The sequence below is a fragment of the Dyella sp. LX-66 genome (genome assembly GCF_018599165.1).
GTDB classification, from domain to species: Bacteria; Pseudomonadota; Gammaproteobacteria; order Xanthomonadales; family Rhodanobacteraceae; genus Dyella_D; species Dyella_D marensis.
This window is the reverse complement of sequence record NZ_JAHFVJ010000001.1, coordinates 603,684-627,791: the sequence shown is the minus strand read 5'-3', so window position 1 is coordinate 627,791 and position 24,108 is coordinate 603,684. Positions and strand designations below refer to the sequence as shown.

General features: G+C 66.5%; 21 protein-coding genes. 16 read left to right on the top strand and 5 right to left on the bottom strand.

Translation table 11 applies throughout. The features are described 5' to 3' along the window. The first annotated feature begins 133 nt into the window (after nt 1–133). The 3 genes from KK141_RS02800 (at nt 134) to KK141_RS02790 (ending at nt 2,209) form a co-directional block, all read left to right on the top strand. Nucleotides 134–1,003, top strand: coding sequence for a LysR family transcriptional regulator (locus tag KK141_RS02800; RefSeq protein WP_214570854.1), 870 nt, complete (start codon nt 134–136; stop codon nt 1,001–1,003). Nucleotides 1,004–1,066: 63 nt separating this feature from the next. Then, complete coding sequence (locus KK141_RS02795; protein WP_214570853.1) at nt 1,067–1,666, top strand: hypothetical protein; 600 nt, start codon at nt 1,067–1,069, stop codon at nt 1,664–1,666. A gap of 60 nt (nt 1,667–1,726) precedes the next feature. Continuing rightward, on the top strand, nt 1,727–2,209 hold the full coding sequence (locus KK141_RS02790; RefSeq protein WP_214570852.1) for a hypothetical protein: 483 nt from the start codon (nt 1,727–1,729) through the stop codon (nt 2,207–2,209). Between the two features lie 39 nt (nt 2,210–2,248). Here KK141_RS02790 and KK141_RS02785 read toward each other — a convergent pair whose 3' ends face one another. Beyond that, nucleotides 2,249–4,468, bottom strand: coding sequence for a prolyl oligopeptidase family serine peptidase (locus KK141_RS02785; RefSeq protein WP_214570851.1), 2,220 nt, complete (start codon nt 4,466–4,468; stop codon nt 2,249–2,251). Between the two features lie 504 nt (nt 4,469–4,972). Between KK141_RS02785 and KK141_RS02780 the strand changes: the two genes are divergently transcribed. From KK141_RS02780 to KK141_RS02745, 8 genes are all read left to right on the top strand, one after another. Next, nucleotides 4,973–5,161 (top strand): DUF6229 family protein, encoded by a 189-nt coding sequence (locus KK141_RS02780; protein WP_167253698.1) that lies wholly within the window; start codon nt 4,973–4,975, stop codon nt 5,159–5,161. A gap of 72 nt (nt 5,162–5,233) precedes the next feature. Then, a complete protein-coding gene (locus KK141_RS02775; RefSeq protein ID WP_214570850.1) occupies nt 5,234–8,104 on the top strand; it encodes a type 2 lanthipeptide synthetase LanM family protein in 2,871 nt (956 codons plus the stop codon). A gap of 13 nt (nt 8,105–8,117) precedes the next feature. Beyond that, nucleotides 8,118–9,764, top strand: coding sequence for an ATP-binding cassette domain-containing protein (locus KK141_RS02770; RefSeq protein WP_214570849.1), 1,647 nt, complete (start codon nt 8,118–8,120; stop codon nt 9,762–9,764). A gap of 276 nt (nt 9,765–10,040) precedes the next feature. After that, nucleotides 10,041–10,628 (top strand): outer membrane beta-barrel protein, encoded by a 588-nt coding sequence (locus KK141_RS02765; RefSeq protein WP_214570848.1) that lies wholly within the window; start codon nt 10,041–10,043, stop codon nt 10,626–10,628. A 143-nt stretch (nt 10,629–10,771) separates the two neighbouring features. Then, the gene (locus tag KK141_RS02760; protein WP_214570847.1) at nt 10,772–11,215 is read left to right on the top strand and encodes a hypothetical protein; all 444 of its coding nucleotides are present in this window, start codon (nt 10,772–10,774) and stop codon (nt 11,213–11,215) included. Between the two features lie 58 nt (nt 11,216–11,273). Next, entirely contained in the window at nt 11,274–12,116 is an 843-nt protein-coding gene (locus KK141_RS02755; RefSeq protein ID WP_214570846.1) for an MnmC family methyltransferase, read from the top strand. 82 nt (nt 12,117–12,198) lie between these two features. Beyond that, nucleotides 12,199–12,681: a hypothetical protein gene (locus tag KK141_RS02750; protein WP_214570845.1), complete on the top strand. Its 483-nt coding sequence runs from the start codon at nt 12,199–12,201 to the stop codon at nt 12,679–12,681. Nucleotides 12,682–12,732: 51 nt separating this feature from the next. Continuing rightward, on the top strand, nt 12,733–13,653 hold the full coding sequence (locus KK141_RS02745) for a M14 family metallocarboxypeptidase (protein ID WP_214570844.1): 921 nt from the start codon (nt 12,733–12,735) through the stop codon (nt 13,651–13,653). Here KK141_RS02745 and KK141_RS02740 read toward each other — a convergent pair. Together KK141_RS02740 and KK141_RS02735 are read right to left on the bottom strand one after the other, a co-directional pair. Further along, nucleotides 13,638–15,068, bottom strand: coding sequence for an FUSC family protein (locus KK141_RS02740; protein WP_214570843.1), 1,431 nt, complete (start codon nt 15,066–15,068; stop codon nt 13,638–13,640). The genes KK141_RS02745 and KK141_RS02740 overlap by 16 nt on opposite strands. A gap of 86 nt (nt 15,069–15,154) precedes the next feature. After that, nucleotides 15,155–16,015 (bottom strand): aldo/keto reductase family oxidoreductase, encoded by an 861-nt coding sequence (locus tag KK141_RS02735; RefSeq protein WP_214570842.1) that lies wholly within the window; start codon nt 16,013–16,015, stop codon nt 15,155–15,157. 99 nt (nt 16,016–16,114) lie between these two features. Here KK141_RS02735 and KK141_RS02730 point away from each other — a divergent pair, with 99 nt between their 5' ends. Beyond that, nucleotides 16,115–17,014, top strand: coding sequence for a LysR family transcriptional regulator (locus KK141_RS02730; RefSeq protein ID WP_214570841.1), 900 nt, complete (start codon nt 16,115–16,117; stop codon nt 17,012–17,014). A gap of 120 nt (nt 17,015–17,134) precedes the next feature. On the opposite strand, the gene KK141_RS02725 is transcribed toward KK141_RS02730, so the two are convergent. Then, the gene (locus KK141_RS02725) at nt 17,135–19,771 is read right to left on the bottom strand and encodes a TonB-dependent receptor (RefSeq protein ID WP_214570840.1); all 2,637 of its coding nucleotides are present in this window, start codon (nt 19,769–19,771) and stop codon (nt 17,135–17,137) included. A gap of 580 nt (nt 19,772–20,351) precedes the next feature. Here KK141_RS02725 and KK141_RS02720 point away from each other — a divergent pair. Further along, entirely contained in the window at nt 20,352–20,648 is a 297-nt protein-coding gene (locus KK141_RS02720) for a hypothetical protein (protein ID WP_214570839.1), read from the top strand. A gap of 13 nt (nt 20,649–20,661) precedes the next feature. Here KK141_RS02720 and KK141_RS02715 read toward each other — a convergent pair whose 3' ends face one another. Beyond that, nucleotides 20,662–20,838 (bottom strand): hypothetical protein, encoded by a 177-nt coding sequence (locus KK141_RS02715; RefSeq protein WP_214570838.1) that lies wholly within the window; start codon nt 20,836–20,838, stop codon nt 20,662–20,664. A gap of 142 nt (nt 20,839–20,980) precedes the next feature. On the opposite strand from KK141_RS02715, the gene KK141_RS02710 reads away from it, so the two are divergent. The 3 genes from KK141_RS02710 (at nt 20,981) to KK141_RS02700 (ending at nt 24,008) form a co-directional block, all read left to right on the top strand. Then, the gene (locus KK141_RS02710) at nt 20,981–22,465 is read left to right on the top strand and encodes a serine hydrolase domain-containing protein (protein ID WP_214570837.1); all 1,485 of its coding nucleotides are present in this window, start codon (nt 20,981–20,983) and stop codon (nt 22,463–22,465) included. A gap of 73 nt (nt 22,466–22,538) precedes the next feature. Then, nucleotides 22,539–23,537: an alpha/beta hydrolase-fold protein gene (locus tag KK141_RS02705; protein ID WP_250901494.1), complete on the top strand. Its 999-nt coding sequence runs from the start codon at nt 22,539–22,541 to the stop codon at nt 23,535–23,537. Between the two features lie 96 nt (nt 23,538–23,633). Continuing rightward, nucleotides 23,634–24,008 carry a hypothetical protein gene (locus KK141_RS02700; RefSeq protein ID WP_214570836.1) on the top strand — a complete coding sequence of 125 codons (375 nt, stop codon included), beginning with the start codon at nt 23,634–23,636 and terminating at the stop codon, nt 24,006–24,008. The last annotated feature ends 100 nt before the right edge of the window (nt 24,009–24,108 follow it).

The following is a 24,108-nucleotide window of genomic DNA, read 5'->3' as shown; positions in this document are numbered from 1 at the left end:
GCCGCACGCGGCTGGCCGCGCGGCTTATGCATCGCCGGGGGAAGAGGGGAAGGCCTTTATTTTCGGCACGCGCCATCCATGATGGAAATGATTTATTTTTGTCGCCCCCATTAAGGCTGTTCATCAATCGCCCATGGACTTCGACCCCGCCCTGCTGCGCGCCTTCGTCGCCGTGAAAGAGGCCGGCGGCTTCACCCGCGCCGCCCAGCGCCTGAACCTGACCCAGTCCGCGATCAGCCACCAGATCCGGCGCCTGGAAGAACAGGTGGGCCGGCAGCTGCTCTACCGCACCACGCGCGCGCTGACCCTGACGGAAGACGGCGAGGAGTTTCTGCAGTACGCGCAGAAGATCCTCGACACGCTGGACAGCATGGCGCGCCGCTTCCGGCCCTCGCCGATTTCCGGCGTGGTGCGCTTCGGCGTGCTGGAGAACTTCCTCGGCGACCGCCTGCCCACCTTGCTGTGCCAGTTCGGCCGCGCGTTTCCGTCGGTGCGGCTGGATGTGAGCGTCGGCATGAATCTCGACCTGATGCCGATGATCAAGGCCGGCGAACTCGATCTGGCGGTGGTGATGACTGCGCCGGACGACAAGGAAGGCACGCCGCTGCGCCGCACGCAGTTCGTGTGGGTGGCCGCGGAGACCTTCGACGTGCCCGCGGGCGCATCGCTGCCGTTCGCGTTCTTTCCTTCGCCGTGCATCAACCGCCAGGTCGGCATCGCGTCGCTGGAGGGGCGGGATGTGCCATGGCATGTCGTGTTCACTTCGCAGAGCCAGCAGGGCATCCGCGCGGCGATACTCGCGGGGCTGGCGGTGACGGTGCTGGCGCGCGACGACGTGGAGCCGGGCATGAAGATCGTCGATGGGCAGTACGGGCTGCCGTCGCTGTCCAAGGTGGACTTCACCCTGGTCTGGAGCAGCGGCGGCAAGACGCCGGCGGCGGTGGAGTTCGGGCGGATGATCGAGCAGATGACGCGGGTTCCGCTCGCGGCCAGCCACGGCTGAGCGCAGGCCGGGCGGCCGGCGCTTGCGCTATGCTTTTAGAAGAACAGGGGGAATGCATTATCCATGCGTAAATGGGGCTTGCTGCTGGTCCTCGTGCTGCTTGGGCTGATCGCCCTGCACTGGTCGCGGCAGCGTCCGTCCGTGCCGGCTGCCGGCGAGCTCGCTCCCGCCGCGCCCATTCAGGACGACATCGCCAACGGCACGGTCATGCAGCGTGGCGACGTCAGTCTGCTCACGCGCGCTCATTTCGAGCTCACCGCACGCGTGCTTTCCCGCGAGGATTACCGCTTCGATGCCGGCGCTTCGCTGGCGCCGGTGGATCTGGCGCTCGGCTGGGGCCCGATGTCCGACAGCGCCGTGCTGGCGAAGATCTCGATCAGCCAGTCCAACCGTTTCTACTACTGGCGCGTCGAGGAGTTCCCCATCCCGCAACGCGATATCGAAATCTCCAGCGCCAATATGCACATGATCCCCGCCGACGACGCGGTGCGCCGCGCGCTGGAGCGGGTGCAGCCGGGGCAGGTGATCCATCTGCAAGGTTTTCTCGTCGACGCCAGCCGGCCGGATGGCTGGCGCTGGCATACCTCCATGATGCGGGAAGATACCGGCAATGGCGCGTGCGAGCTGGTGTTCGTGGAAGACATCGGCACGGTGAGCCGCTGATCCCGCGGTAACGGCTTTTTACCGTACCCTGCCGTCACCCCACCCCACGGAGTACCCCCCATGAAAGCGTTCTGCGCTGTTGTGCTGCTTTGTGGCCTGATCCAGGGAACCCCCGCGCTCGCCGCACCACCCGCCGCTTCGCCCTTGCTCGGCACCTGGGCGGTGGACACCACGCGCCTGCCCATGGCCGCCGCGGCGCGCCCGAAGAGCGTCACCTTCACGTTCGCCGATGTCGGCGGCAACAAGCTCAAGACCGAGGTCGATATCGTCGATGCCGGCGACGTGCGAATCCATTCGACGTCCACCGTGGGTATCGATGGTGTCCCGGGTTCCATCACAGGCGGCATGGAGGCCGACACTGTGGCGTTGAAACAGCCCGCGCCGAATGTGCTGGTGATGGTGTTGAGCAAGGCCAGAAGACCGGGGTCGACGCGCATCTACGTCGCTTCCCCGGACGGCAAGTCGATGGTGGAAACGGCCACCTATTTCGGCGACAACGGCACGCCGATCATCCGCACCAACTACTTCACGCGCGTGCGCTGACGCGGCAGCGCACGCACTCGGAGACCGCCGGCGCCTGCATCAAGGCGTCGGCAGCTGCGCATCCAGAAACGCGTAGATGTCCGCAAACTCCGTCGCCTCCGCGCCCAGCGACACCTGGATGCCGTGCCCGCCGTTGGCATTGGTGCGGATCCAGATCGGCTTGCTACCAGTGTTGGCGGCGCGCAGCTTGGCGGCGAACTTGCCGGTCTCCCAGGGCGCGACGCGGCTGTCGTTGAGGCCCACGTTCATCATCACGGCCGGATAGGCCGTATGCGGCTTGATGTTCTGGTATGGATCCATGGCCAGGATAAAGGGGAATTCGTCGGCCTTGCGCGGGTCGCCCATCTCGCCGACCTGGTTGGCGCCATTGGGTGCGTGCATCAGCCGCACGGGATTGAGCAGGGCGACGCGGAACACCGCCGCACCAAAAGCCTTGGGGTAATTCACGACCGCGCCGCCGACCAGCAAGCCGCCGGCGCTGCCGGAGATCAGCCCGGTACGCTCGGGGCGGCTGTAGCCGAGCTTGCTCAGCGCTTCCACGCTGCCGACGAAATCCTCCACGCCCTTGTGCTTGTTCGGCCCCTTGCCGGCCAGATGCCAGGCTTCGCCTTTCTCGCCGCCGCCGCGCACGTGTGCATAGGCGAAGACGTTGCCGTGCTTCACCCATTCCAGCCGCACCGGATTGAACGTGGGCACCTGCGAAAGCCCGTAGCTGCCGTAGCCCCACAGGATGGCGCGATGGCTGCCGTCGAGCACGGCGTCCTTGCGGTGCAGGATGGTGAGCGGAATGCGCGTGCCATCCTTGCTGGTCAGCTCGGTTTCGGTGACCTCGACCATGCTGTAGTCGGCCGGGCTGGACTGGTCCTGGCCCAGCGTGTGCAGGCTGCGGTCCTTGGCGTCGTAGCGCCAGGCCTTGACCGGCGTGGTCCAGCCGCGCAGGCCCAGCAGGAAACCATCCTGGTGGCTGTCGGCATGGAACAGTGAGGAAGAACCCGGCAGCGGCATCGCGATGGCATCGGCCTTGCCGCTGGCGTAGTCGATGCGCCGGATGCCGTCGATGCCGTTCTTCGACACTTTCACGTACAGCGCATCGCGCGCCGCGGCGAGCTCCTGCGTGTCGGCCAGGCTGAGGCCGACGATGATCTGGTCGTCGTCGAGCGGAAGAACAGAGCGCGCCTGTGCGATCGATGCATCCGCCCGCGACAGATCGATGGCCAGCACTTCGCCGTTGGAATGCTTGCGGCTGGAAACGAGGTAAAGCGTATCGCCGTGGATGGCCGCGGCTTCCACCTTGTCGGCCAGCTCGGTCATGCAGCGCCAGCTCGCTCCTGGCTTGATCGCCTCCGCCTGCGGAGCGACGCAATAGCGCGTCTCCGGCTGCGCACCGGTGGCGCGGGCGAGCGCCCAGCGCGAACCGGTGGGGAATTCGATTTCCGGAAAGCGGTTGGACGGAATCGCGAACGAGGGATTGCTGCCTTCGCCGGTGCCTGCGCGCAACAGGATCGGATCCTGCTGCGCCGGCGTGCCCAGGCGATGGAAGCGCAGGCGCATGTCCTGGATCGGGTCGCCGTTGGTGCGCTGGTCCGGCGGCGCCATCTGCGTATAGGCGAAGCCGCTGCCGTCGGGCAGCCAGTCGGCGCCGAACTCGCCCCAGACCGGCTCCATGGCGTCGCCGGTGGGCTTGCCGCTCTGCACGTCGAACACTTCCAGGCGCGTCACTTCGGCGCCGCCGCGATCGGTATCGACCGCGACCTTGCTGCCGTCGGGCGAGGGCACGTACAGCGTGATCGAAGCATGGCTGCCCTCGCCGGCCAGCGTGGCCGGATCGAGCAGTACGCGCTCCTTGCCGTCGGCCTCGCGCACCATCAGCGTGCCGGTGCCCTGGCCTTCCTGGCGGATAAAGAACAGGCGGCCGCCGATGTAGCGCTGCGCGCGATAGACCACCTCGTTGCCGCTGGTCTTGCGCAGCGTTTCCTGCCAGGCCTGCAGCGTCGGCAAGGCATCGAGCTTGCCGCGGGTGTAGTCGCCTTGCGCGGCCAGCCACTTCTGGAACTCGGCATTCTTCTCGCCTTCCATCCAGCGATAGGGATCGTGCAGCGTCTTGCCGAAAACCTGTTCGACCACATCGGCCTGGCGCGCGGGCGGCGGTGCGTCGCTCGCTGCGGCAAGCGCCGATGAAGCGGCGAGCGCCGCAGAGCAAGCGGCGATGGCGAAGCGGAGGGAAGCACGTCGGCGATGCGAAGCGGACCTGCGGCTCATGCGGTGTCCTTGCGAGCGAGGAAGCGGAGGAGCTTAGCTTCGTTCGCGGGAACCTGTCGTCATAACCGTCATTAGTCATTACTGCCGGGCGGAACGTGATCGTCATCGCACTTCGCTGGCTCATGCGCAGCACGCAAAGAACCGCGTTGCCTCGCCAGCCCATATGCCATGCGGAATCACATTGCCTTCACGTCAACGGGAGGTTGATAAACATTCGGACATGAAAGGCGCGCCCTTCAGGGCGTTTCAAGGAAACGGCCGCGGCAGCCGGCCACCAACGCATGCAGGGGGCATCGCGTGAAAGGACAGGAAGGGACGTCGCCACGGATGACATCGCCCGGTACATCGCCTTTGCTTCCGCTTCGCCGCAACGCTTCGCCACGGCATGCCTCTCCCGCTCGTGCGCGGTCCGCCTGATCCCCATTCGCTTTCACCGCAGCCGCGCTCACTGCGGTAGACGCGTACGCGTCCTATCCGAGCGCACACCATCAAGGAGTACGACCCATGCAGATCGATCACATCGTGGAAGGCTGGCTGAAGGGCTCCGATAACGTGGACGGCTACGCCAATCCGGCGGGCTCGCTGTACACCGAAGGCCAGGCGGCCACCATCGCGGCCGTGACCAGCCCGGAAATCGCGCTGGATACCCGCTGCAGCGGCTGCACGGCTTCGCGCCCCGGCTTCTGCTGTTGATTTGATTCGCCGCAGCCGTGGCCTGGCCACGGCTGCGGACGAATTCCGTTCCTCACTTACCGGGTGTTGAGCATGGGCGACGCGCCGTCGAACGATACGTTCCTGGGAATCATCGATCACCTCACCGCCGATGCCCGGCGTTCGCTGGCCGAACGCATCCGCGCCGTGCCGGGACTCGGCGATGGCGAAAGCGCGATCCTGATACGGCAGGCGCACCAGGCGCTGCGCGACAACGCGGAACGCAAGCTCAACCGCGTGCTGCTGCTGGAGCTGCATGCAGCGAAGCTGTCCGGCCAGCTCACGGCGCCCGACGAAAGCGGCAAGTTCGCGCAGTTTCTCGAACTGGCCAGACAGGACGCATTCAAGGAAACCTTGCGCCGCCGCTATCCGGTGCTCGAAGAACGCCTCGATCGCGCACTCGGCCAGCAGAGCGAAGCCATTCTTACCCTTGCCCAGCGCATCGTCGCCGACCGCGCCGCCTTCGCTGCCTTGCTCGGCCAGCCCGCAGGCGCATTGCGCGCCGCCAGCCTGGGCCAGGGCGACGTGCACGACGGCGGCCAGTCCGTGGCGCAGCTGGAATTCGGCGGCGGCCGGCTGATGTACAAGCCGCGCTCGGTGCGCGTCGACCAGGCGCTGGAAAGCTTTCTCCACGATCTGTTTCAAGGCGCGGCGGACCGCATCCGCGTGCCCGCGGTGCTCGATCGCGGCGCCTATGGCTGGACGGCCTTCGTCGAGCATCGCCACTGCGCCGACCAGGACGAACTGAAAACCTTCTACCGCAATATCGGGCATTGGCTCGCCGTGCTGCGCCTGCTGGGCGGCACCGACGTGCATCATGAAAACCTGATCGCCTGCGGCCCCGTGCCCTACGTGGTCGACGTGGAAAGCTTGTTCGTGCCCGAGCCGCCGCCGCAGGCCACCGAGCTTGGGCAGGCCGTGGACCTCGCCGACGCGATGATCCGCTCCTCGGTGCTGCGCACGGGCCTGGTGCCGTTCCGCGCGCCGGCGCTGGGCATGGATGGCGTCGATATCTCGGCCATCGGCGCCCTGCCGGGACAGCAGCCGAAGATCCGCGTGCCGGAGATCGTCAACCACGGCACCAGCGACGCGCGCGTGGGCCTGGTCAGCATCGACGTCGACATGGCGCGCAATCACCCGTGCGAGAACCCGGATATCTCGCGCTTCTGGCCGGACATCCTGGCGGGTTTCCAGCAGCTCACCGGCCGCTTCGCCGCGCTGCATCGCGACGGTGCGCTGGCGCCGAAGCTCAAGCTGTTCCTGGGCAGCCGCATCCGGCTGATCCTGCGGCCGACGCAGATCTACGTCGAGGTGATGCGCATGCTGTGGCATCCGGCCTCGCTGCACGACGAGCCGGCCGCGATCGAACGCGCGCGCGACCTGCTGGAGAAGAATTCGGCAGCCTCGCTGGTGGCGCCGCGCGATGCCGCGGCGATCCGTGCCGAGATCGACGACATGCGCTACGGCGACGTGCCCGTATTCGCCAATGAACTGGATCAGGCCCAGCTCGACGAGATCTTCGGCGCCTGGCAGGCGATGCGGCTGGACCTGGAAGAACTCACCATCCGCGGCGCGCTGGTGACGGCGCATCTCAACGGACGCCTCAACGACGACAAGCGCGCACCCTACGATCTGCGTCCAAGCGACCCGAGCGCACGCGACCTCGACCGCCGCCGCCGCACCATGGCTGCGCTCACCGTGCAGGAACTGCTCGAACTCTCTGTGCGCGGCGAGGACGGCAGCGTCACCTGGATCAGCCCCATCCTGGGCCGCGCCGGCTGGGCCATGCGCAGCCTGCAGCCGAATCTCTATGTCGGCCTGTGCGGCGTCGCCATCACGCTGGCGGCGTATGTGCGCGAGATGCGCGCGGGGCGTGCCGACGACGTGGCGGGCGTGCAGGAAGCGCTGGATGGTGTGCTCAAGGTGATGCGCAGCACGGAGCGGGCGCGTCCCATCGAAGCGGTGGGCGGTTTTATCGGCGTGGGTTCGCAGATCCTGTCGTGGCTCACCTTGCACGCGTTCCAGCCGCAGTCGGATTTCCTTGCCATGGCGATTGCGCGTGCCGAGGCGATGGAGCGGCGGGCGTTCAGCGAGGAACGCAATTTCGACATCCTCGAAGGCGTCTCCGGCGCCATCGTGCCGCTGCTGCAGCTGGCCGATGCCACCGGCGATGCGCGCTGGCTGGCGCTGGCCGCAAAGGCGGCGCGGCGGCTGGAAGAGGCGGCGATCGTCGACGCGCGCGGTGCGCGCTGGCCGGCGGCGGTATACGACGAGCCATTGGGTGGCTTCGCGCATGGTTCCACCGGCATCGGCTGGGTGCTGACGCGGCTGGGCCTGAGCGGTGCAGGCAGCGCCGAAGACCGCCGACGCTGGCTGGCGCTCGGCGAGCGTGCCTTCGATTTCGAGGAATCGCTCTATCTGCCGGAGTTCGGCAACTGGCTCGACGTGCGCAAGCCGGACAGCCGCGAGTTTCCCAATACCTGGTGCCACGGCAGCGTGGGCATCGGCCTGGCCGCCTGCGACCTTTACCTGCGCACTGGCGAGGACCGCCACCTGGAAACGCTGCGCCGCGCCGTGCAGGCTGCCAAGCACGGCGGCTGGGGCTACAGCCACACGCTATGCCATGGCGACCTGAGCATGTGGGAGCTGCTGCTGCGCGCCAGCAAGCTGGTGCCGGACCTGCTGCCGTCGCAGGCGATGCCGGGCAGCGCGGTGATTCTTTCGAGCATCGAGGAGCACGGCATCGTCGGCGGCCTGGCCAGGGATGCGTTCACGCCCGGCCTGATGAGCGGCATTTCCGGTTCGATCCACCAGCTGCTGCGCATGCATCCGGACTGCGATATTCCCTCGCCGCTGCTGATGGAAGCCCGCCTGGGCGAGTACGCGCGCAACCGCGCCTTCGAACAGGAAGGGCTGACCGCCTGAGCGGCGCGCGTCCATGATCCTGCAGCGCTTCCTCCGCCGGCATTACCGTTCGCTTGCGGGCGCGGCGCTGCTGTCCTGCGCCAGCGCCGGCTGCACGGTGGCCTTGCTGTCGCATATCAACCGTTTGGCATCGGAAGGTTTGCACGGGGCGATGGCGCATCCGCTGGCGGTGGGCGTGTGCTGGCTGCTGGCGCTGCTGGTGACCAATGCCTTGTCGCAGGTGCTGCTGGCGCGGCTGGGCGCTGCGTTGGTGGCGCAGTTGCGCACGGAGCTGGCGCGCCGCTTTATCGATCTGGAGTACGAAAAGCTGGCGGACCAGAAGCACACGGTATTCGGTTCGCTGATCGACGACGTCGCCAACATCGCACCGCTCGCCCTGGTGGCGCCGCTGCTGGCCTATAACCTGTTGCTCGCGGTGTTGTATGCGGGCTATCTCGCCACGGTGTCCCCACCGCTGCTGGGCATGCTCGGCTTGTTCCTGTGCGCGAGCTTCGCCGCTTCGCTGCTGCTGGCGCGCGTGATGCGCGGCAAACTGGATGAACTGCGGCGCGCCAATGAGAAGGTGTTCGAGTACTTCCGCTTCATCAGCGATGGCAAGAAGGAGATGACGCTGAACGAGGCGCGCGCCGGGCATTTCACGCGCGAGCTGATGAATCCGGCGATCGGCCGCGCGCGCAGCCTGATGCTGCGCGCGCATGCGGGGCTGGGGCTCAACGAAGCCTGGTCGATGGCGGTGCTGTACGGCTCGATCTTCCTGATCGTGTATCTCGGCTATGCGTCGCTGGGGCTGACGCAGAACACCATCATCCGCTTCGTCATCGGCGCGGTATTTCTCGGCGGGCCGGTGGGTTTTCTGGTGAGCGCGGGGCGGCAGCTGGCGGTGGGGGCGGCGAGTCTGCGGCATCTGGAGCGGGTGGGGCTGGATCCGGGCGGAGAGATCGACGAGCCGTCATCGCGCGCGCCGGCATCGGTGTCGCTGGACGACTGGCGCGAGATTCGCGTTGAAAGCGTGTGTTACCGGTATCCAGGGCATACCGGCACCAGGCCGACAGTGGGCCCGATCGATCTCACGCTGGCCCGCGGTGAGATGGTGTTTATCGTGGGCGGCAACGGCAGCGGCAAATCCACGCTGCTGCTCCTGCTCAGTTCCCTGATCGCGCCGGGCGAGGGCCGCATCAGCATCGACGGCGCGCCGGTCGGGCAGGATCCGCGTGCCTATCGCGAACGCTTTACCGGCGTGTTCGGCGATTTCTTCCTGTTTCCCCACGTGCTGGATGCACAGGGCCATCCGTTGTCGGATGCACGCATCGAACAACTGCTCGACGTGCTGGACCTGGGCGAACAGGTGCAGACGCACGCTGGCGAGCTGTCGCGCCTGGCCTTATCCACCGGCCAGCGCAAACGCCTGGCCCTGCTGCAGTGCTATGCCGAAGACCGCGATATTTTCTTTTTCGACGAATGGGCCGCCGACCAGGACGTGCATTTCCGCGATTACTTCTACCGCAGCCTGCTGCCGGCCCTGAAGGCGGCCGGCAAGACGGTGATCGCGATCAGCCACGACGACCGCTATTTCCACGTGGCGGACCGGGTGATCGCGCTGGACCTGGGCCAGATCGTCTCCGATACGCGCCCCGCGGCGCCCCGGAATGCGTTGGCCTAGCCGCTTTCTGCGGCCCGGATGCCGCCAGCCGTGTCCCGGTTCACTCGCGCGCCCCCCGTACCTGCTGCTAATGTCTGCGCCCGAACCGGGGCCCGCCAGCCGCTCCCGGGGGGAGCAGGGACGCGGTTCAGGCCAGAGGGATGGCTTTCCAGATCGGTCCGACCGGATCGAACGGGGCCTTCAGGCCCATGCGTTGACCACTCTCGCCGAGGCCGCCGGCCGCGCCGGTACGGGTGCCTCTCAGGCGCATTTCACACTTACTAGGGATAGGTCCTTATGCGTCATCTGCTCCTTACCGCCTCGCTGGGCGCCGCCTTGGCTGCCTGCTCGTTCGCCGCCCATGCCGGCAATGCGGACCCGAACAGCTTTTTCATCAATACCAGCGCTGGCATGTCGCACTCCAACGTCGACGGCCTGACCGACAAGAACAGCTGGGGCTACGGCCTGAACTTCGGCTACCGCTGGCAGGAAACGTGGGGTATCGAAGCCGGCTACGTCGACCTGGGCAAGCCGGAAGCCAAGGGCAACTATTACGGCTACCCCTACGACCTGAAGCTGCACGTCAACGGCTTCACCCTCGGCGGCAACGGCCGCTGGCGCCTGTCGGACACCTGGCACGTCACCGCGCGCCTGGGCGCGTTCTTCTCCAAGTCCAAGGTCACCGCCAATGGCGGCCTGCAGGGCGAGAATTCGGACAATGACGTCAACGTCTATGTCGGCGCCGGCATTGCCTACGACGTCAGCCCGAACTTCAGCCTGGGCCTGAACATCGATCGCTACCAGGCCAAGGCCAAGCGCTTCATCACGGGCACCAACAGCCCGATCATGGCGTCGGCCTCGCTGGAGTGGCGCTTCGGCCAGTAATGGCCTTGGCTGAAGCGTCGCTTCAGCGGATGTCCCGAGCCGGGTGAGCGATTCCCCGGCTCTCTTTTCCCGGCATCGCTGGTGTTTTGCCATCAGTTGGTCTGAACTTGCATGCGGTCAATGCGGCGATAGATACCTCGGTCATGTGGATCAATCTTCTGCTGGTCTTGTTGCTGCTGTTGTTTATCGTCATCTACCGTATCTGCGGATGGGGCGGGAACGGCTCATTGGATCTGCTGGAGAAGTCATTCGAGAGCCAGCAGGCCATGGTCCATGGCAAACCGATGCCGGCTTCGAATCTGCTGGTCGTCCATCGCTGGCGCTCCAGCTGCATGACCAGCCGTTGGGGCGATGTCCTGATGATCGATGTGAACTGGCTCTGCCGGAGCTCCGAGGGCCTGTTCGTTCTGGGCATCGCGCAGGGCGGCGGTGACGGAACCACGCCCAGCCTTTACCCGCATAAGCTGTTCCCGCCGGATATCCGCTGGGTATGGCGCAGCCTTTCCGAAGACCGGGTCCGGCAGATGCTGACGCCTGCGCCACGGATTTACCGGAAGGTATTTGGAATTCCTGTTCCCAGGCGTTGAGGCAGGTCCGGCGCCAAACCGGATATTCTTGGTGGCCTTGTCCAGCGGGAAATACGCCGTGCCGCATTATTCCGGTCCATTGCTGACGCTCCCGGCAGCGGAGGCGCTCAAGCAGGCGCACGCAGCGGGTGCGGACACCTGGACCGGCTCGCTCGATCTCGGGCGTTCGAACGGCACGGCCTCGCTCCAGCCCGACGGCTGGCTCTGGAAAGACCAGCGCTACCCGTACCCCGGCAAGATCAAGGACCGCACCATCTACTACTGGGACGGCGACGAGTTCGCGCCCGTCTCGCGCTTCTCCGGCTCGCTGATCAAGCTGGTGCCCACCGAATGGGGCGCACCCACTTTCGAGATCGACGGCATCAAGATGCTGCCCACTTCGAAGGAATCGCCGGTGGACGATGCGCGCCGCAAAGTGGCGCTGGTGGAGCCGCGCGGCAAGGCGTTGCTGGATACCTGCGGCGGGCTGGGCTATTTCGCGGCCTGCTGCCTGGACGCGGGCGTGGGGCGGATCCAGTCGTTCGAAAAGAATCCCGACGTGCTGTGGCTGCGCACGCTCAATCCGTGGTCGCCGGATCCCGAGGCGACCGCGGCCGGCGGGCGCCTGCAGCTGGCGCACGCGGACGTCTCGCAGGCGATCGCCGAGGTCGCCGATGCGTCGGTGGACGCGGTGCTGCACGATCCCCCGCGCTTCGGCATCGCCGGCGAGCTTTATTCGCAGGCGTTCTACGACCAGCTGGCCCGCGTGATCCGCCGTGGCGGCCGGATGTTCCATTACACCGGCAGCCCCAACAAGCTGACCAGCGACCGCGATGTGCCGAAGGAAGTGGCGCGGCGGCTGGAGAAAGCGGGGTTCAAGGCGCAATTGGCGCTGGATGGTGTGCTGGCGGTGCGGCGCTGAGTCGCGCAGCGGGCCGACGCTCGCCAACCCCGAATTCCCTGCCGGTCCGTTGGACCCATCATTCGGACCAAGGGGAAAGACCATGCGCAAGTTGGCGATGTTTATCGCGGCGAGCTGCTGGCTGGCTTGCGCTTCGGTGGCACAGGCCTGCAAGCCGGTTTATCACGCCGATCCGGTGGCGGACTTTATTCGCGACGCCCGTATCAGTGCCTCGCCGGGCTTCGTGATTTTCAGCGGAGACATCGTTTCGGTAAGCGAATACCGCAATGCAGGCGGCGACCTGGTTCGAGATACTGCGGTCCGCACGGAGCACTGGTGGCTGGGCAGCGGCCTTGGCCTGGTGCTGGTCCGCTCGATCACGCCCAAGGAGTTTCCGCCCTGCGGCCCGCCATCGCCGCTGGCGGCGAAGGAGGGCGAGCGCTGGCTGATCTTCGGCTGGGCGCGCGATGGCCGGATCGAGCCCTACACCGACCCGCGCGTCACCATGCCGCTGCTGCATGGGCATCCGCCGGCTGACATGACGCGGAAACTGGAGCGGATCGGACGCGGGGTGCCCCGGAGTTAGCGGTGCTAAAGTTCCCCGCCTCACCCGACCCCCGCGGAGCGAACCCAAGCCATGACCACCCCCTATCCGATCGGCACCCCCGGCACCCCTTGGGGTCCCGCGGAAAAGGCTGCATGGCTGGCGCGCCAGGTGAAGCACCGCAGCTACGCGGACGAAGTGCAGAGCAAGATCGACGCGCTGCGTTCGCGTTTCGACGTGACCGAATACGGCCGCCTGGACTACGCCGCGGAAAGCTACCCGCTGCTGGCGATCAGGAGCCGCGGCTGGCGCGACGATCTTCCCGTCGTGCTGGTCACCGGCGGCGTGCATGGCTACGAAACCAGCGGCGTGCACGGCGCGTTGCAGTTCGTCGACCTTCACGCAGCTGATTACGAAGGGCGCGCCAATCTGCTGATCGCACCGTGCATCAGCCCCTGGGCTTATGAGCGCATCCATCGCTGGAATCCCGACGCGATCGACCCTAACCGTTCCTTCCGCGAGAACAGCCCGGCAGGGGAATCCGCGGCGCTGATGCGGCTGGTGGCTCCTTATCGCGATCGCGTGCTGATGCATATCGACCTGCACGAAACCACCGACACCGACGAGAGCGAATTCCGTCCCGCGCTGGCCGCGCGCGACGGCAAGCCCTCCGAGCCGGGCGAGATTCCGGATGGCTTCTATCTGGTCGACGACAGCGAGAACCCGCAGCCGGCGTTCCAGCAAGCGGTGATCGAGGCGGTGGCCAAGGTGACGCATATCGCGCCGGCGGACGCCAAGGGCGAAATCATCGGTTCGGACGTGGTGGCGCCGGGCGTCATTCGCTATCCGCTGCGCAAGCTTGGGCTGTGCGCGGGCGTGACGTCAGCGCATTACACGACCACCACCGAGGTCTACCCGGACAGCCCGCGCGCCACGCCGGAGCAGTGCAATGCGGCGCAGGCGGCGGCGGTGGGTGCGGCGATCGATTACGCGCTGGCTCACGCCGGCGCTTGAGCCGCTTGCATCTCGCGTAGGGCGCCGCGCAGTTCGTGCAAGGCGGGCGCCAAGGTTTCGGGCTCGCGCAACGATCGCCGCGCGGCGCCTACCAGCTGGCGTATCCGCCCAGGCGTGGCGCCCCGATCGATCAGCGCGCACGCCGATTGGCGGCAATCGAGCAAGGTGTCGGCCCAGTCTGCCGGGTGCATCGCGCGTTGGCGTGCAAGCAGGCGGACGGCACGGAAGGGTGGCGCTACCTGTTCCACCCGCTTGAGCGCCGCATTGAACTGCACCGCGCTGCGCCTCTCCGTCGCCGGATCCAGCGCTTCGCTCAACGCCGCCAGCGCATCGGCCAGCCGCCGGCGCAATACGTCGGTGGAACTCACCGGCAACACGAACCATGCGGCGGCGATGCCGATCAGCGCACCCAGGATGATTTCCTCCATGCGCTGCCACAGCAGGCCGCCGGGTTCGCCGCCGTCGAAGCCTTGCAGCAAGGCCAGCGCCACCGTGACGAAAAGCGCCCACCACGCGTAACCGAACGGCCGCAGCCAGACACCCAGGAACAGGGCGGTGAGAATCAGCGCGGCGGTGGCGCGGTGATCGATGCCAAGGTGCTGGCCCATGCCCAGCGCGAACACCGTGCCTGCCGCCGCACCGAGCACGCGCATGCCGCTCTTGTAGACGACGTCGAGCCGTCCGCGATTGCCGCTGTTGACGATAAAGGCGGTCAGCACGATCCAGCCCCAGCGTTCGCGGAAAAAGAAAAAGCCGACCGCGAACGCGACAGCAAGAGCGACCGCCATCTGGATCGCCATGCGCGTGCTCACCGCCAGGCCGGGCTTGTCCTGCGCAGCAGGCGCCGTCATGGGCGCATCGTCTTCTTCAGCCGGCGGCCGGATACGCAGCCAGCGCACCAGCAGATGAAAGACCGTCACCCAGAACAGCGCCAGCAGCGCCACCACGATCGGCACCAGCCACACCGGCAGCACGCCGTTCGCCGCCGGCCGCAGATGCGGCACCGTCAGCAGCACCACGAAAGGCAGCGCGATCAGGCTGCCGGCGCGCTGCGCCATCGGGCCGAAGCGGCGCAGCCAGATCGATACGAACATACCGGCGACGAAAACCGCAGCGCCAACCCAGGGAAGGTGGCGCAACAGCAATCCAACTCCCAGCGCCACCACGCCGATCAGCGGCAGCACCAGGGCGGCTTCCAGCCGTCCGCGCATGTCCCGGTCGAGCTGGCTGCGCGAGAGCGAAAGACATAGCACCACGGCCAGCGTGGCCGGCCCGGGGCCCGGCGCAACGGCCAGCGCGCACAGCATGGTGGCGAGTGCGGCCAGCAGGGTGGCCGTGGCTTCGGCCAGCGCCCGGCCCAGCGCGGGCGCGCTCGGGAAACCATCGCGTGTTCTTGCGAAAACGGAACGGGACATGCGTGTCGAGGGGCGTGGAGGTGCGCCATCCTAATCGGTGTATCGAAGGATGGCGCATGCCTGATGGCATCGCCCTCTTGCGGACATCAATCCGCTTGGCCGAGCGCGTCCAGTTCGGCCATCACGGGGCCGGACAGCACCAGCTTCGCGGCCTGCAGGTTTTCATGCAGGTGCTTGACCGACGACGTGCCCGGAATCAGCAGGATATTCGGCGAACGATGCAGCAGCCACGCGAGCGCGACCTGCATCGGCGTGGCATGGAGCGCCGATGCCAGGCGGGAAAGCTCGCCGGACTGGATCGGGCTGAAGCCGCCGAGCGGGAAGAACGGCACGTAGGCAATGCCTTCCCGTGCGAGTTCATCGACCAGGGCGTCGTCCTGGCGATGCACCAGGTTGTAGTGGTTCTGCACGCAGACGATCGGCGCGATGCCGCGCGCTTCCGCCACCTGCGCCGCGGTGACGTTGCTCAGGCCGAGATGCCGTATCAGGCCCTGGCGCTGCAGTTCGGCCAGCGCGGTGACTTGCCGTGCGATCGAACCTTCGCTCGGCGCATGGGTAGCGCCGACGATGCGCATATTGACCACGTCCAGCCGATCGAGACCGAGGTTGCGCAGGTTGTCGTGCACGGCGCGCTCGAGGTCTTCCGGTTCCTGCGCCGGCAGCCACGACGCATCGGCGCCGCGGACCGCGCCGACTTTGGTGACCAGCAGCAGGCGCTCCGGATACGGATACAAGGCCTCGCGGATGATCTGGTTGGTGACGTGCGGGCCGTAGAAGTCGCTGGTGTCGATATGGTCGACGCCTGCGGCCACGGCTTCGCGCAGCACGGCGACGGCGGCGGCACAGTCCTTGGGCGGGCCGAACACACCGGGACCGGCGAGCTGCATGGCGCCGTAGCCCATGCGGTTGATGCTGCGGCCGGCGAAGGAATAAGCGAGCGGGGACATGGCAGTTGCCTCATCAGTGGGTGCGGTGGGCACTATGAGGAAAGCCGGCCTGGCGGATAATCCGGTTCCATGTGCACGGGCTGTGCGAAGGACTGAACAATGGCCGAGATCAACGATCTCATGGCGTTCGTGTCGGTGGTGCGGGCCGGCGGTTTCCGCGACGCGGCGCGCGCGGGCGAGCTGTCGGCTTCCGGCCTGAGCACCGCGGTGCGGCGCCTGGAAACCAAGCTCGGTGTGCGCCTGCTCAATCGCACCACGCGCAGCGTCGCGCCAACCGAGGCGGGCCAGCGCCTGATCGAGCGGCTGGCGCCGGCGCTCCATGAAATGGAAGCGGCGCTGGACGTGCTCAACGGTTTCCGCGACAAGCCGAGTGGCACGCTGCGGCTCAACGTGCCGGCGGGCGTCTCGCGCACCGTGCTGCCGCCGCTGGTGACCGGCTTCATGCGCCAGTATCCCGAGATCCGCGTGGAAGTGGTGGTCGAGGACAGTTTCGTCGACGTGCTGTCCGCCGGCTGCGATGCCGGTGTCCGCTACGACGAGCGGCTGGAGCAGGACATGATCGCGGTGCCGCTGGGGCCGCGCGTGGAGCGCTTCGCCACGGCCGCGGCGCCGGCGTACCTGGATGCCCGCGGCCGGCCGCAGCATCCACGTGAGCTGCTCGCACACGCCTGCTTGCGCGGTCGCTTCGCCAGCGGCGCGATGCCGTTGTGGGAGTTCGAACGGGACGGCGAAGTCGTGCGGCTCGATCCGTCCGGTCCGATGGTGGCGAGCCCCGGTGGCGCATTCGACCTGAAGATCCACGCCGCGGTGTCGGGGCTGGGCGTGATCCATCTCTACGAGGAGCTGCTGCGGCCGCATCTGGACAGCGGCGCGCTGGAACCGATCCTGCAAGCGTGGTGGCAGGACTTCTCCGGTCCGTTCCTGTACTACCCCGGGCGGCGGCATCTGCCGGCGCCGTTGCGTGCTTTCGTCGACTTCGTGAAGGCCGCAAACGCCTGAAGGAGCATCGGCGTACCGGCGTAGGTTGGGGTGAGCGCAAGCGAACCCCAACGTGGCCATGCGCGGCGACGTTTGTTGGGGTTCGCTTGCGCTCACCCCAACCTACGCCGCGCCTCGGTGTTACAGCTTGAAGTTCATGCTCAAGGTGTAAGTGCGGCCGTTCTTGTACGCGTTATAGGGCTGGCTCGGCGACCCGTTGTAGACGAAGTAGGTCTCGTCCAGCAGGTTGGTGCCATCGAGCTGCAGCCGCACGTGATCGTTGAGCTGGTACGACACCGAGGCATCCAGCTGGCGGAAGCGGCCGGTGATCTGCTGCGATTCCAGCACACCGATCTGGGTGAAGTACGGCGAGCGGCGGCTGAAGGTGACGCGTGCGCTCCACGGACCCTGCTCGTAGTACGGCGTGAGGGTGAAGGAGTTCTTCGAGTTGTACGGCAGCGGGAAGTTGTTGCTGGTGTCGTCGTCCGAGTAGGTGTAGTTCGCCGCCAGGCCGAAGCCGTAGCCGAAGCTGGCCTGGTAGGTCAGCGACACGCCCTTGACCTTCGCCACGCCCGCGTTCACCGGCGTCACCATCTGGTACACGGCGTTCTGCTGCGCGGTCAGGTCGTAGTAGGTGCGCGCCACGGTGTCGTACAGCACGTAGTCGCTGATGCGGCGGAAGAAGAACTCGGCCGACAGCAGGCTGTTCTCCGCGAAGTACCACTCGGCGGTGGCGTCGTAGTTGGTGGACTTGTAGGGCTTGAGGTCGACGTTGCCGGAGGAGCCCGTGTGGGTGCGGTCGTCCAGCGCCACGTACGGCGTCATGTCCTGGTAGCGCGGGCGGGCCAGGGTCTTGGCGGCGGCGAAGCGCAGGGTCAGGTCGTCGCGCACGTCGTAGGCGATGTTGAACGACGGCAGCCACTCGTTGTAGCGGTTCTTCTGGTCGACCGGCTCGTACTGGTTATTGGCGATCACGTTGTAGCCGGTGATGCCGTTGCGCGTGTGGATGTAGCGCGCGCCGACGTTGCCGCGCCAGTCGGTGCCGCCGAAATCGCCCTGGATATAGAAGGCGCGATTCTGCTCGGTGATCGCGTAGGTGGCCTTCGGGTCCATCGGTGCGTCGGTGAACAGCGAGTTGACGTAGTTCTTCAGGCCGCCTTTGTTGATCTGCACCCAGCGCGCCATATTGCCGGCGGGGCTCAGGCCATCGAGATAATCGCTGCCGGTCATGCCGCCCTGCAGGTTGGCGAGCGTCACGCCGCTGTTGTCGAGCGTGGGAATGCTGGCGGCGTAGTTGGTCTGGCCGTTGAAGTGGTTGGTGCTCTTGACGCCCAGCTCCACCGTATTGAACGGACCCAGCGCCACGTCGTGGCTGAAATCTGCCTGGAAATAGCGCTCGCGGTCGTAGCTGGGCGCGCGGCTGAAGCCGGCGCCGTGGGCGAGCATCTGGCTGGCGTCGGTGGGGTCGGTGTTGTAGTTGATCTGCGGATGCTCGCCGGCCAGGTTCCAGTTGTAGCCGCCGTAGCCGCGGAACTGCAGGCTGTAGATGCCCTGCGAGCCGCCCGAGGAATTGGTGTAGCCGATCTGGCTGGACGCATTCCAGCCTTCGCCGTGCCAGTCGGCGCGCAGCTGCAGCGCACCGGTGTTGACCTTGGAGAAGCGCTCGTAGCCGTCCAGATAGGTCGGCGCGCTGGCGCCGTACGAGCCGCCGGTGGCCACGCCGTTGGCGACGTTGACCGAAGTCGCGGCAGGCGCGCTGCCGGACCAGTCGCCGTAGCGGCTCTGGTTGTAGTTGTCGAACTTCTCGGTGACGTACAGGCCAGTGAGGTTCAGCTCGAACGACTGGTTCGGCTTCCACTGGATGCCGGTGGCCACGCCGTCGCGCTTGCGGTGCTGGGTGAACAGCGCGGTGTTGATCGCGGTGGGGTAGGTGAAGCTGCTGCCCGGCGGCACCACGCTGGCCGGGAACTGGTGATTCGGATCGGTATCGTTCGGATCGTTGGCGCGCTGGTAGCCGAAGATCTCGGTGCCTTCGCGATGGATGATGCGGTCCGAATGCATGAGCGAGCCGAGCACGCCGAAGGTGCCTTCGTCGTTCTTCCAGCTGTACAGCACCGAGGCGTTCGGCTTGCCCTTGTCGGCGCGGTCGTTGTAGCCGTAGCTGACGGTGCCGGTGAGCGTATTGGCCTTCAGGTCCAGCGGGCGGCGCGTGTTGACGATTACCGTGCCGCCGATGCTGCCTTCGTCGATGCGCGCCTGCGGCGTCTTGTACACCTCGGCGGTGCCGATGATTTCCGAGGTGAGCAGGCTGTAGTTGAACGAGCGGCCGTCCGGATGGTTCGGGTCGCTGGTCCAGTTGGTGGAGGCCACGGTCTGGCCGTTGAGCAGCAGGCGGTTCAGTGCCGGATCGGTGCCGAGGATGCTGACCTTGTCGCCCTCGCCGAAGTTGCGGTCCACGCTGATGCCGGGCAGATGCGACAACGACTCGGCCACGTTGGTGTCGGGAAACTTGCCCACGTCCTCGGCGGAGATCGCGTCGATGATCGAGTCGGAATTGCGCTTCAGGTCCAGCGACTTTTGCAGGCTGGCGCGAATGCCGCTGACGGTGACGGTCTCCAGCTGCTTGGCCTGGCCCTGCTGGGTCTGCGGCTGGGTTTGCGGCTTGTTCGGGTCGTTGCTCTGGGCGGGAGCCGTGCCCGCGTCCTGCGCCATCGCCGTGCCGGCGCACAGCAGGGCGGACAGGATGCTGACGGCGAGCGTGCTTCTGCGGTAGTCCATGGTCGATGCCTCCGATCGGGGATTTGTGCCGGGTGTCGGGCACCCGTTCGTTTTCGTGGGGCGAACGAAACCGCACGAGCCCGGGGCCCGTGTGCGTCTGTCCGCTCATTGCCTGGTTTCCTGCGCCGCGCGTCTTGCGGCCGGTACGTCAGTCCCCCCGACTGTCGATACCGTCCCGCGGCCGCTCCGTCGAACCACTCCCTTTCCACGGAGGCGTGCCGCGCAGTCTTAGGCGTGCCCGATAACGTTGTCAACGAATTTTTGCCACGATCTAAACAACGGTGGTCAACATCTAAGCTATTGAGTGCCTGAGTCTTTATGGCGCATCGCAAAAATTTGGAGCGTCTAATTTGAATCGATTCAAGCAGGGCGCCGATGTGCGCGTTTTGCAGTGCACACATGACTCGTTCTTAAAGCCGTGCCGGGGGGTTTTGTCCGGATGGCTGCGGAAGGCATGACCACGTTGTCGTGCCGGCGGTCGATGGCCCTGGCCGAGACCAAAGCGTGGGGGCGGGAAACCACGCCCTATTGAGAATCCAATTTGAAGAACAAATCATGTCGCGACGACCGGGAGGACACGATGAGCGACAACGGAGGTTCCGGCATTGCGGTGCGCCTGATGCTTGGCGTCATCGTCGCCACCGTAGCGAACGCCTACTACACCGCATGGGATGGGCCATTTCTGGCCCTGGCGCGATGGGTGCTCGCGGCCTTGGTCGTGCTTTGGGTGGTGGCTGGCGCGGCGAGCGATGATGGCGGCGCCAGGAAGGCCGGCCTCTGGGCATTGTTCGGCATCGGCGTGGCGAGTGCCGGCACGATGCTGCTCTTCATGTCAGCCAGCTCGTTCCTTACGGAGAACTGGTACAGCATGAGCTGACCGGCCGCCGCGCTTACCGCGGCGTACGCAGAATCGAATGCCGCAACGCATCCTCGCGCTGCAGTTCATCCAACTCGCTCGTCTCCACCGTATCCAGCACCGTATGCCCCGGGCGATGCATGCCGGGATGGTCGGTGCTCTCGGCGGGGTCGGGGACGACGTGCGTTTCGGCGGGCGTTTTGTGAGTCATGGGCGTAGCCGCGTGGGCGGATCCGGACGGGAATCCGGATGATGGGGGCGGGGATGGCGGAAGTCACGTAGCCCGGCCGGCGAAGAGGCCACTAGAGTCCGGCGGACGCGTGGCCCCGCCCGCGCATCCAAGGGGAACCACCATGGCAAGGGCCACGCTCGCCGCCTGCATCGCCGCGGCCGCCCTCTGGGCCGCTGGCGCGCACGCCGCCCAGACCGCCCAGGAACGCCTCGACGAGGCGGCCCGCAAGGAAGGCAAGGCGTTTATCGAGGCGGGCAACGCCGAGGGCCTCTCCATCGCGGTGGTGAAAGACGGCAAGGCCTCGTTCTACGACTTCGGCACCATCGAGCGCGGCAAGGCGCGCGCGCCCACCGCCGACACCGTCTACGAGATCGGCTCCATCACCAAGACCTTCGGCAGCCTGCTGCTGGCGCAGGCCATGCTGGAACACAAGCCGCAGCTGGGCGACGACATGCGCCGCTACCTGCCGCCCGGCGATTATCCCGGCCTGGCCTACGAAGGGCGGCCGGTGACCTTGCAGCAGCTGGTGTCGACCACTTCGGCGCTGCCGGACAACCTGCCGGATGCATTGACCCGCGCCGCGAAGGAAGCCAAGCCGGGCGAGGTGCCGTTCGTGCTCGTGGCAGGACTCAACCGCTACACGCCGCCGCAGTTCCTCGCCGACCTGCACGGCGCGAAGCTGCAGCGCGAACCCGGCAAGACGCCGGCGCATTCGAATGTCGCCGCGCAAGTGGTGGGTTTGATCGATGCGAAGCTGCTCGGCAAACCGTTCGAAACCCTGCTCGCCGAACGCATCGAGCGCCCGCTCGGCATGGCCAGCGGCATCGACAAAGCACGCGCCGCGCAGATGGCCGTCGGCTACACCAACGAAGGCCGCGTCGCGCCGGTATGGGATGCGCCGGTGACGCGTGCCGCCGGCGGCCTGCGCTACAGCTCGCGCGACATGGCGAAGTACGTGGCGCGGCAGCTCGACGAGAGCGATCTGGCGGTGAAGCTCACGCACCAGCCGCAATGGGGCGATCCGGGCGAATTCGCGATCGGCTTCAACTGGATCATCGACACCACGATCGACGGCCAGCGCCATTTCGTGCATTCCGGCGGCACCTTCGGCTTCGCCAGTTTCATGGAGGTCTATCCCGGCACCGGCTACGGCGTGGTACTGCTGGCCAACCGCAGGGCCAACAACACGCAGGGCCAGCTGCAAATGGCGGCCGATCACATCCGCGCCCAGGTGTTCGGCAAGCCGGCCGCGGAGGCGGCGCTGGAGAAGGCGTTCGCGGAGCACGGCTATGGCGATGTCGCCGCCACGGTGGCCGAGGTGGCGCGCACCTATCCGGGCCTGCATCTGAGCGAGAACTACCTCAACGGCTTGGGCTACCGGCTGCTGCAGCAGGACAAGCGGCCCAAGGATGCGGCGCAGGTGTTTGCCTACAACGTGGCGCAGCATCCGCAGAGCTTCAATCCCTACGACAGCCTGGCCGAATGCCAGGAGGCATTGGGCGAGCGCGAACACGCCGTCGCCAATTATCGATTGTCGCTGGAGCGCAACCCGAACAACGAGCACGCCAGGACGCGCTTGGCGGAGCTGGCGCCGGCGAAGCCATGACAGCGTTGGCAGGGAGCGGCGCTTGTGTTTCGATGGCCGCCGCTCTTCGCCGCAGCTCTCGCCAGGGATTCTCATGATGTTTCGTTCGGCCGCCATGACGGCGGCACTCGTTCTGCTCGCGGCCTGCTCGAATGGCACCGCGCCTGCCGCCTCGACCAAGGCAGCCGCACCGGCGCCCGCATCCACGGCACCCGCAGTCGCCGCCGCACCCGTGGCGCCGCCGGCTTATGTGCTGGAAGGCACCGAGGTGCGCGACCTGCCGTCGAAGATCCTTGGACGCGATTACCAGCTCGACGTCTACCTGCCCGACGGCTACGCCGAGCATCCGGAGCGCAACTATCCGGTGGTCTTCGTCACCGACGCGCCCTACGCGTTTCCGCTGATCCGCAGCATCGCCCGGCGCGTGGGCGACCATGGCAACGGCTTGCGCGACTTCATCCTGATCGGCCTTTCCTACGCCAAGGGCGACACGCCGAAATACAGCCGCAACCGCGACTACACGCCGACGGCGAAAGGCCCATCCAGCGCAGAATCCGACATGCCCGGCCGCGCGCCACTTTATGGCGAAGCGGAAAACTACCGGCGCTTTATTGTCGAAGAAGTGTTTCCATTCGTCGCCAGCCATTACCGCGCCGACATGCACGACAAGATCTACGCCGGCCATTCCTACGGCGGCCTGCTCGGCGTGCACATGCTGCTGACCGAGCCGGGCATGTTCGAGCACTACATCCTCGGCAGTCCGTCGCTGCAGTTCGACAGCAAGGTGATGTTCGAGCGCGAACGCGCCTACGCCGCCAGCCACAAGGACCTGCCGGCGGATGTGTTCATGGCCCTGGGCGGCTTCGAAACCGTCGATCCCGGTTCGCCCGACAAGCGCTATCACAACGCCGTCGACATGGTGCGCAATGCGCAGGCCTTCGAGCGCGTGCTGAAGTCGCGGCATTACCCCGGCCTGCATATCCGCTCGGTGGTGATCGGCGACGAGGACCACCTCACCGTCTTCCCCGCGCTGATCACCCGCGGCCTGCAGGCCATGCTGACGCCGCCGCAGGAACCCGCTTCGACCCGGTGACTCCCGCCGCGCGCCTGTTTGCGGCACGATACGGCGCGCGCCCTGGGGGACAGGGAGGGCGCTGATCCGGCGACCAGCCACGACAGGGGGGACAACATGAGCAATCCGTACGAGGCGCCCAAGGCGCCGGTAGGCGACACGCTGCGCAACGATCCGGGCATCGAGCAGGTGGCCAGCGGCCAGAAGCTGGTGATCTACGCGATCCTGGTGTACCTGGCGATCATCCTGGTGCGCGGCGCGGGAGAAACCATCGCCGCCTTGCTGGCCATCACATCGTTGGTGCTGTCGCTGATGGGCATCCTGCGCATCGGCAGCGGGCTGGGCTATGGCACGGGGACGAAGGTGATCCTGGTGATTCTGATGTTCGTGCCGTTGGTGGGGTTGATTACGTTGCTGGTGCTTAATGCGAAGGCCACGAATCGGTTGCGGGAGGCGGGGTATAAGGTGGGGTTGTTGGGGGCTAGTCGTTGAGAAAAGGGAAGATTTCTTTGAAGTTGCTATTGTTTTAGGACTATCCCTAGAGAGGGAAAATCATGGATGAGGGTTTGATCACGTTCGATGGCGAGGCCGT

What these genes read in the sequence shown, in the direction of transcription:
- KK141_RS02800 (WP_214570854.1), top strand. Translation starts at nt 134, where the DNA reads ATGGACTTCGACCCCGCCCTGCTGCGCGCCTTCGTCGCCGTGAAAGAG.
- KK141_RS02795 (WP_214570853.1), top strand. Translation starts at nt 1,067, where the DNA reads ATGCGTAAATGGGGCTTGCTGCTGGTCCTCGTGCTGCTTGGGCTGATC.
- KK141_RS02790 (WP_214570852.1), top strand. Translation starts at nt 1,727, where the DNA reads ATGAAAGCGTTCTGCGCTGTTGTGCTGCTTTGTGGCCTGATCCAGGGA.
- KK141_RS02785 (WP_214570851.1), bottom strand. Translation starts at nt 4,468, where the DNA reads ATGAGCCGCAGGTCCGCTTCGCATCGCCGACGTGCTTCCCTCCGCTTC.
- KK141_RS02780 (WP_167253698.1), top strand. Translation starts at nt 4,973, where the DNA reads ATGCAGATCGATCACATCGTGGAAGGCTGGCTGAAGGGCTCCGATAAC.
- KK141_RS02775 (WP_214570850.1), top strand. Translation starts at nt 5,234, where the DNA reads ATGGGCGACGCGCCGTCGAACGATACGTTCCTGGGAATCATCGATCAC.
- KK141_RS02770 (WP_214570849.1), top strand. Translation starts at nt 8,118, where the DNA reads ATGATCCTGCAGCGCTTCCTCCGCCGGCATTACCGTTCGCTTGCGGGC.
- KK141_RS02765 (WP_214570848.1), top strand. Translation starts at nt 10,041, where the DNA reads ATGCGTCATCTGCTCCTTACCGCCTCGCTGGGCGCCGCCTTGGCTGCC.
- KK141_RS02760 (WP_214570847.1), top strand. Translation starts at nt 10,772, where the DNA reads ATGTGGATCAATCTTCTGCTGGTCTTGTTGCTGCTGTTGTTTATCGTC.
- KK141_RS02750 (WP_214570845.1), top strand. Translation starts at nt 12,199, where the DNA reads ATGCGCAAGTTGGCGATGTTTATCGCGGCGAGCTGCTGGCTGGCTTGC.
- KK141_RS02745 (WP_214570844.1), top strand. Translation starts at nt 12,733, where the DNA reads ATGACCACCCCCTATCCGATCGGCACCCCCGGCACCCCTTGGGGTCCC.
- KK141_RS02740 (WP_214570843.1), bottom strand. Translation starts at nt 15,068, where the DNA reads ATGTCCCGTTCCGTTTTCGCAAGAACACGCGATGGTTTCCCGAGCGCG.
- KK141_RS02735 (WP_214570842.1), bottom strand. Translation starts at nt 16,015, where the DNA reads ATGTCCCCGCTCGCTTATTCCTTCGCCGGCCGCAGCATCAACCGCATG.
- KK141_RS02730 (WP_214570841.1), top strand. Translation starts at nt 16,115, where the DNA reads ATGGCCGAGATCAACGATCTCATGGCGTTCGTGTCGGTGGTGCGGGCC.
- KK141_RS02725 (WP_214570840.1), bottom strand. Translation starts at nt 19,771, where the DNA reads ATGGACTACCGCAGAAGCACGCTCGCCGTCAGCATCCTGTCCGCCCTG.
- KK141_RS02720 (WP_214570839.1), top strand. Translation starts at nt 20,352, where the DNA reads ATGAGCGACAACGGAGGTTCCGGCATTGCGGTGCGCCTGATGCTTGGC.
- KK141_RS02715 (WP_214570838.1), bottom strand. Translation starts at nt 20,838, where the DNA reads ATGACTCACAAAACGCCCGCCGAAACGCACGTCGTCCCCGACCCCGCC.
- KK141_RS02710 (WP_214570837.1), top strand. Translation starts at nt 20,981, where the DNA reads ATGGCAAGGGCCACGCTCGCCGCCTGCATCGCCGCGGCCGCCCTCTGG.
- KK141_RS02705 (WP_250901494.1), top strand. Translation starts at nt 22,539, where the DNA reads ATGATGTTTCGTTCGGCCGCCATGACGGCGGCACTCGTTCTGCTCGCG.
- KK141_RS02700 (WP_214570836.1), top strand. Translation starts at nt 23,634, where the DNA reads ATGAGCAATCCGTACGAGGCGCCCAAGGCGCCGGTAGGCGACACGCTG.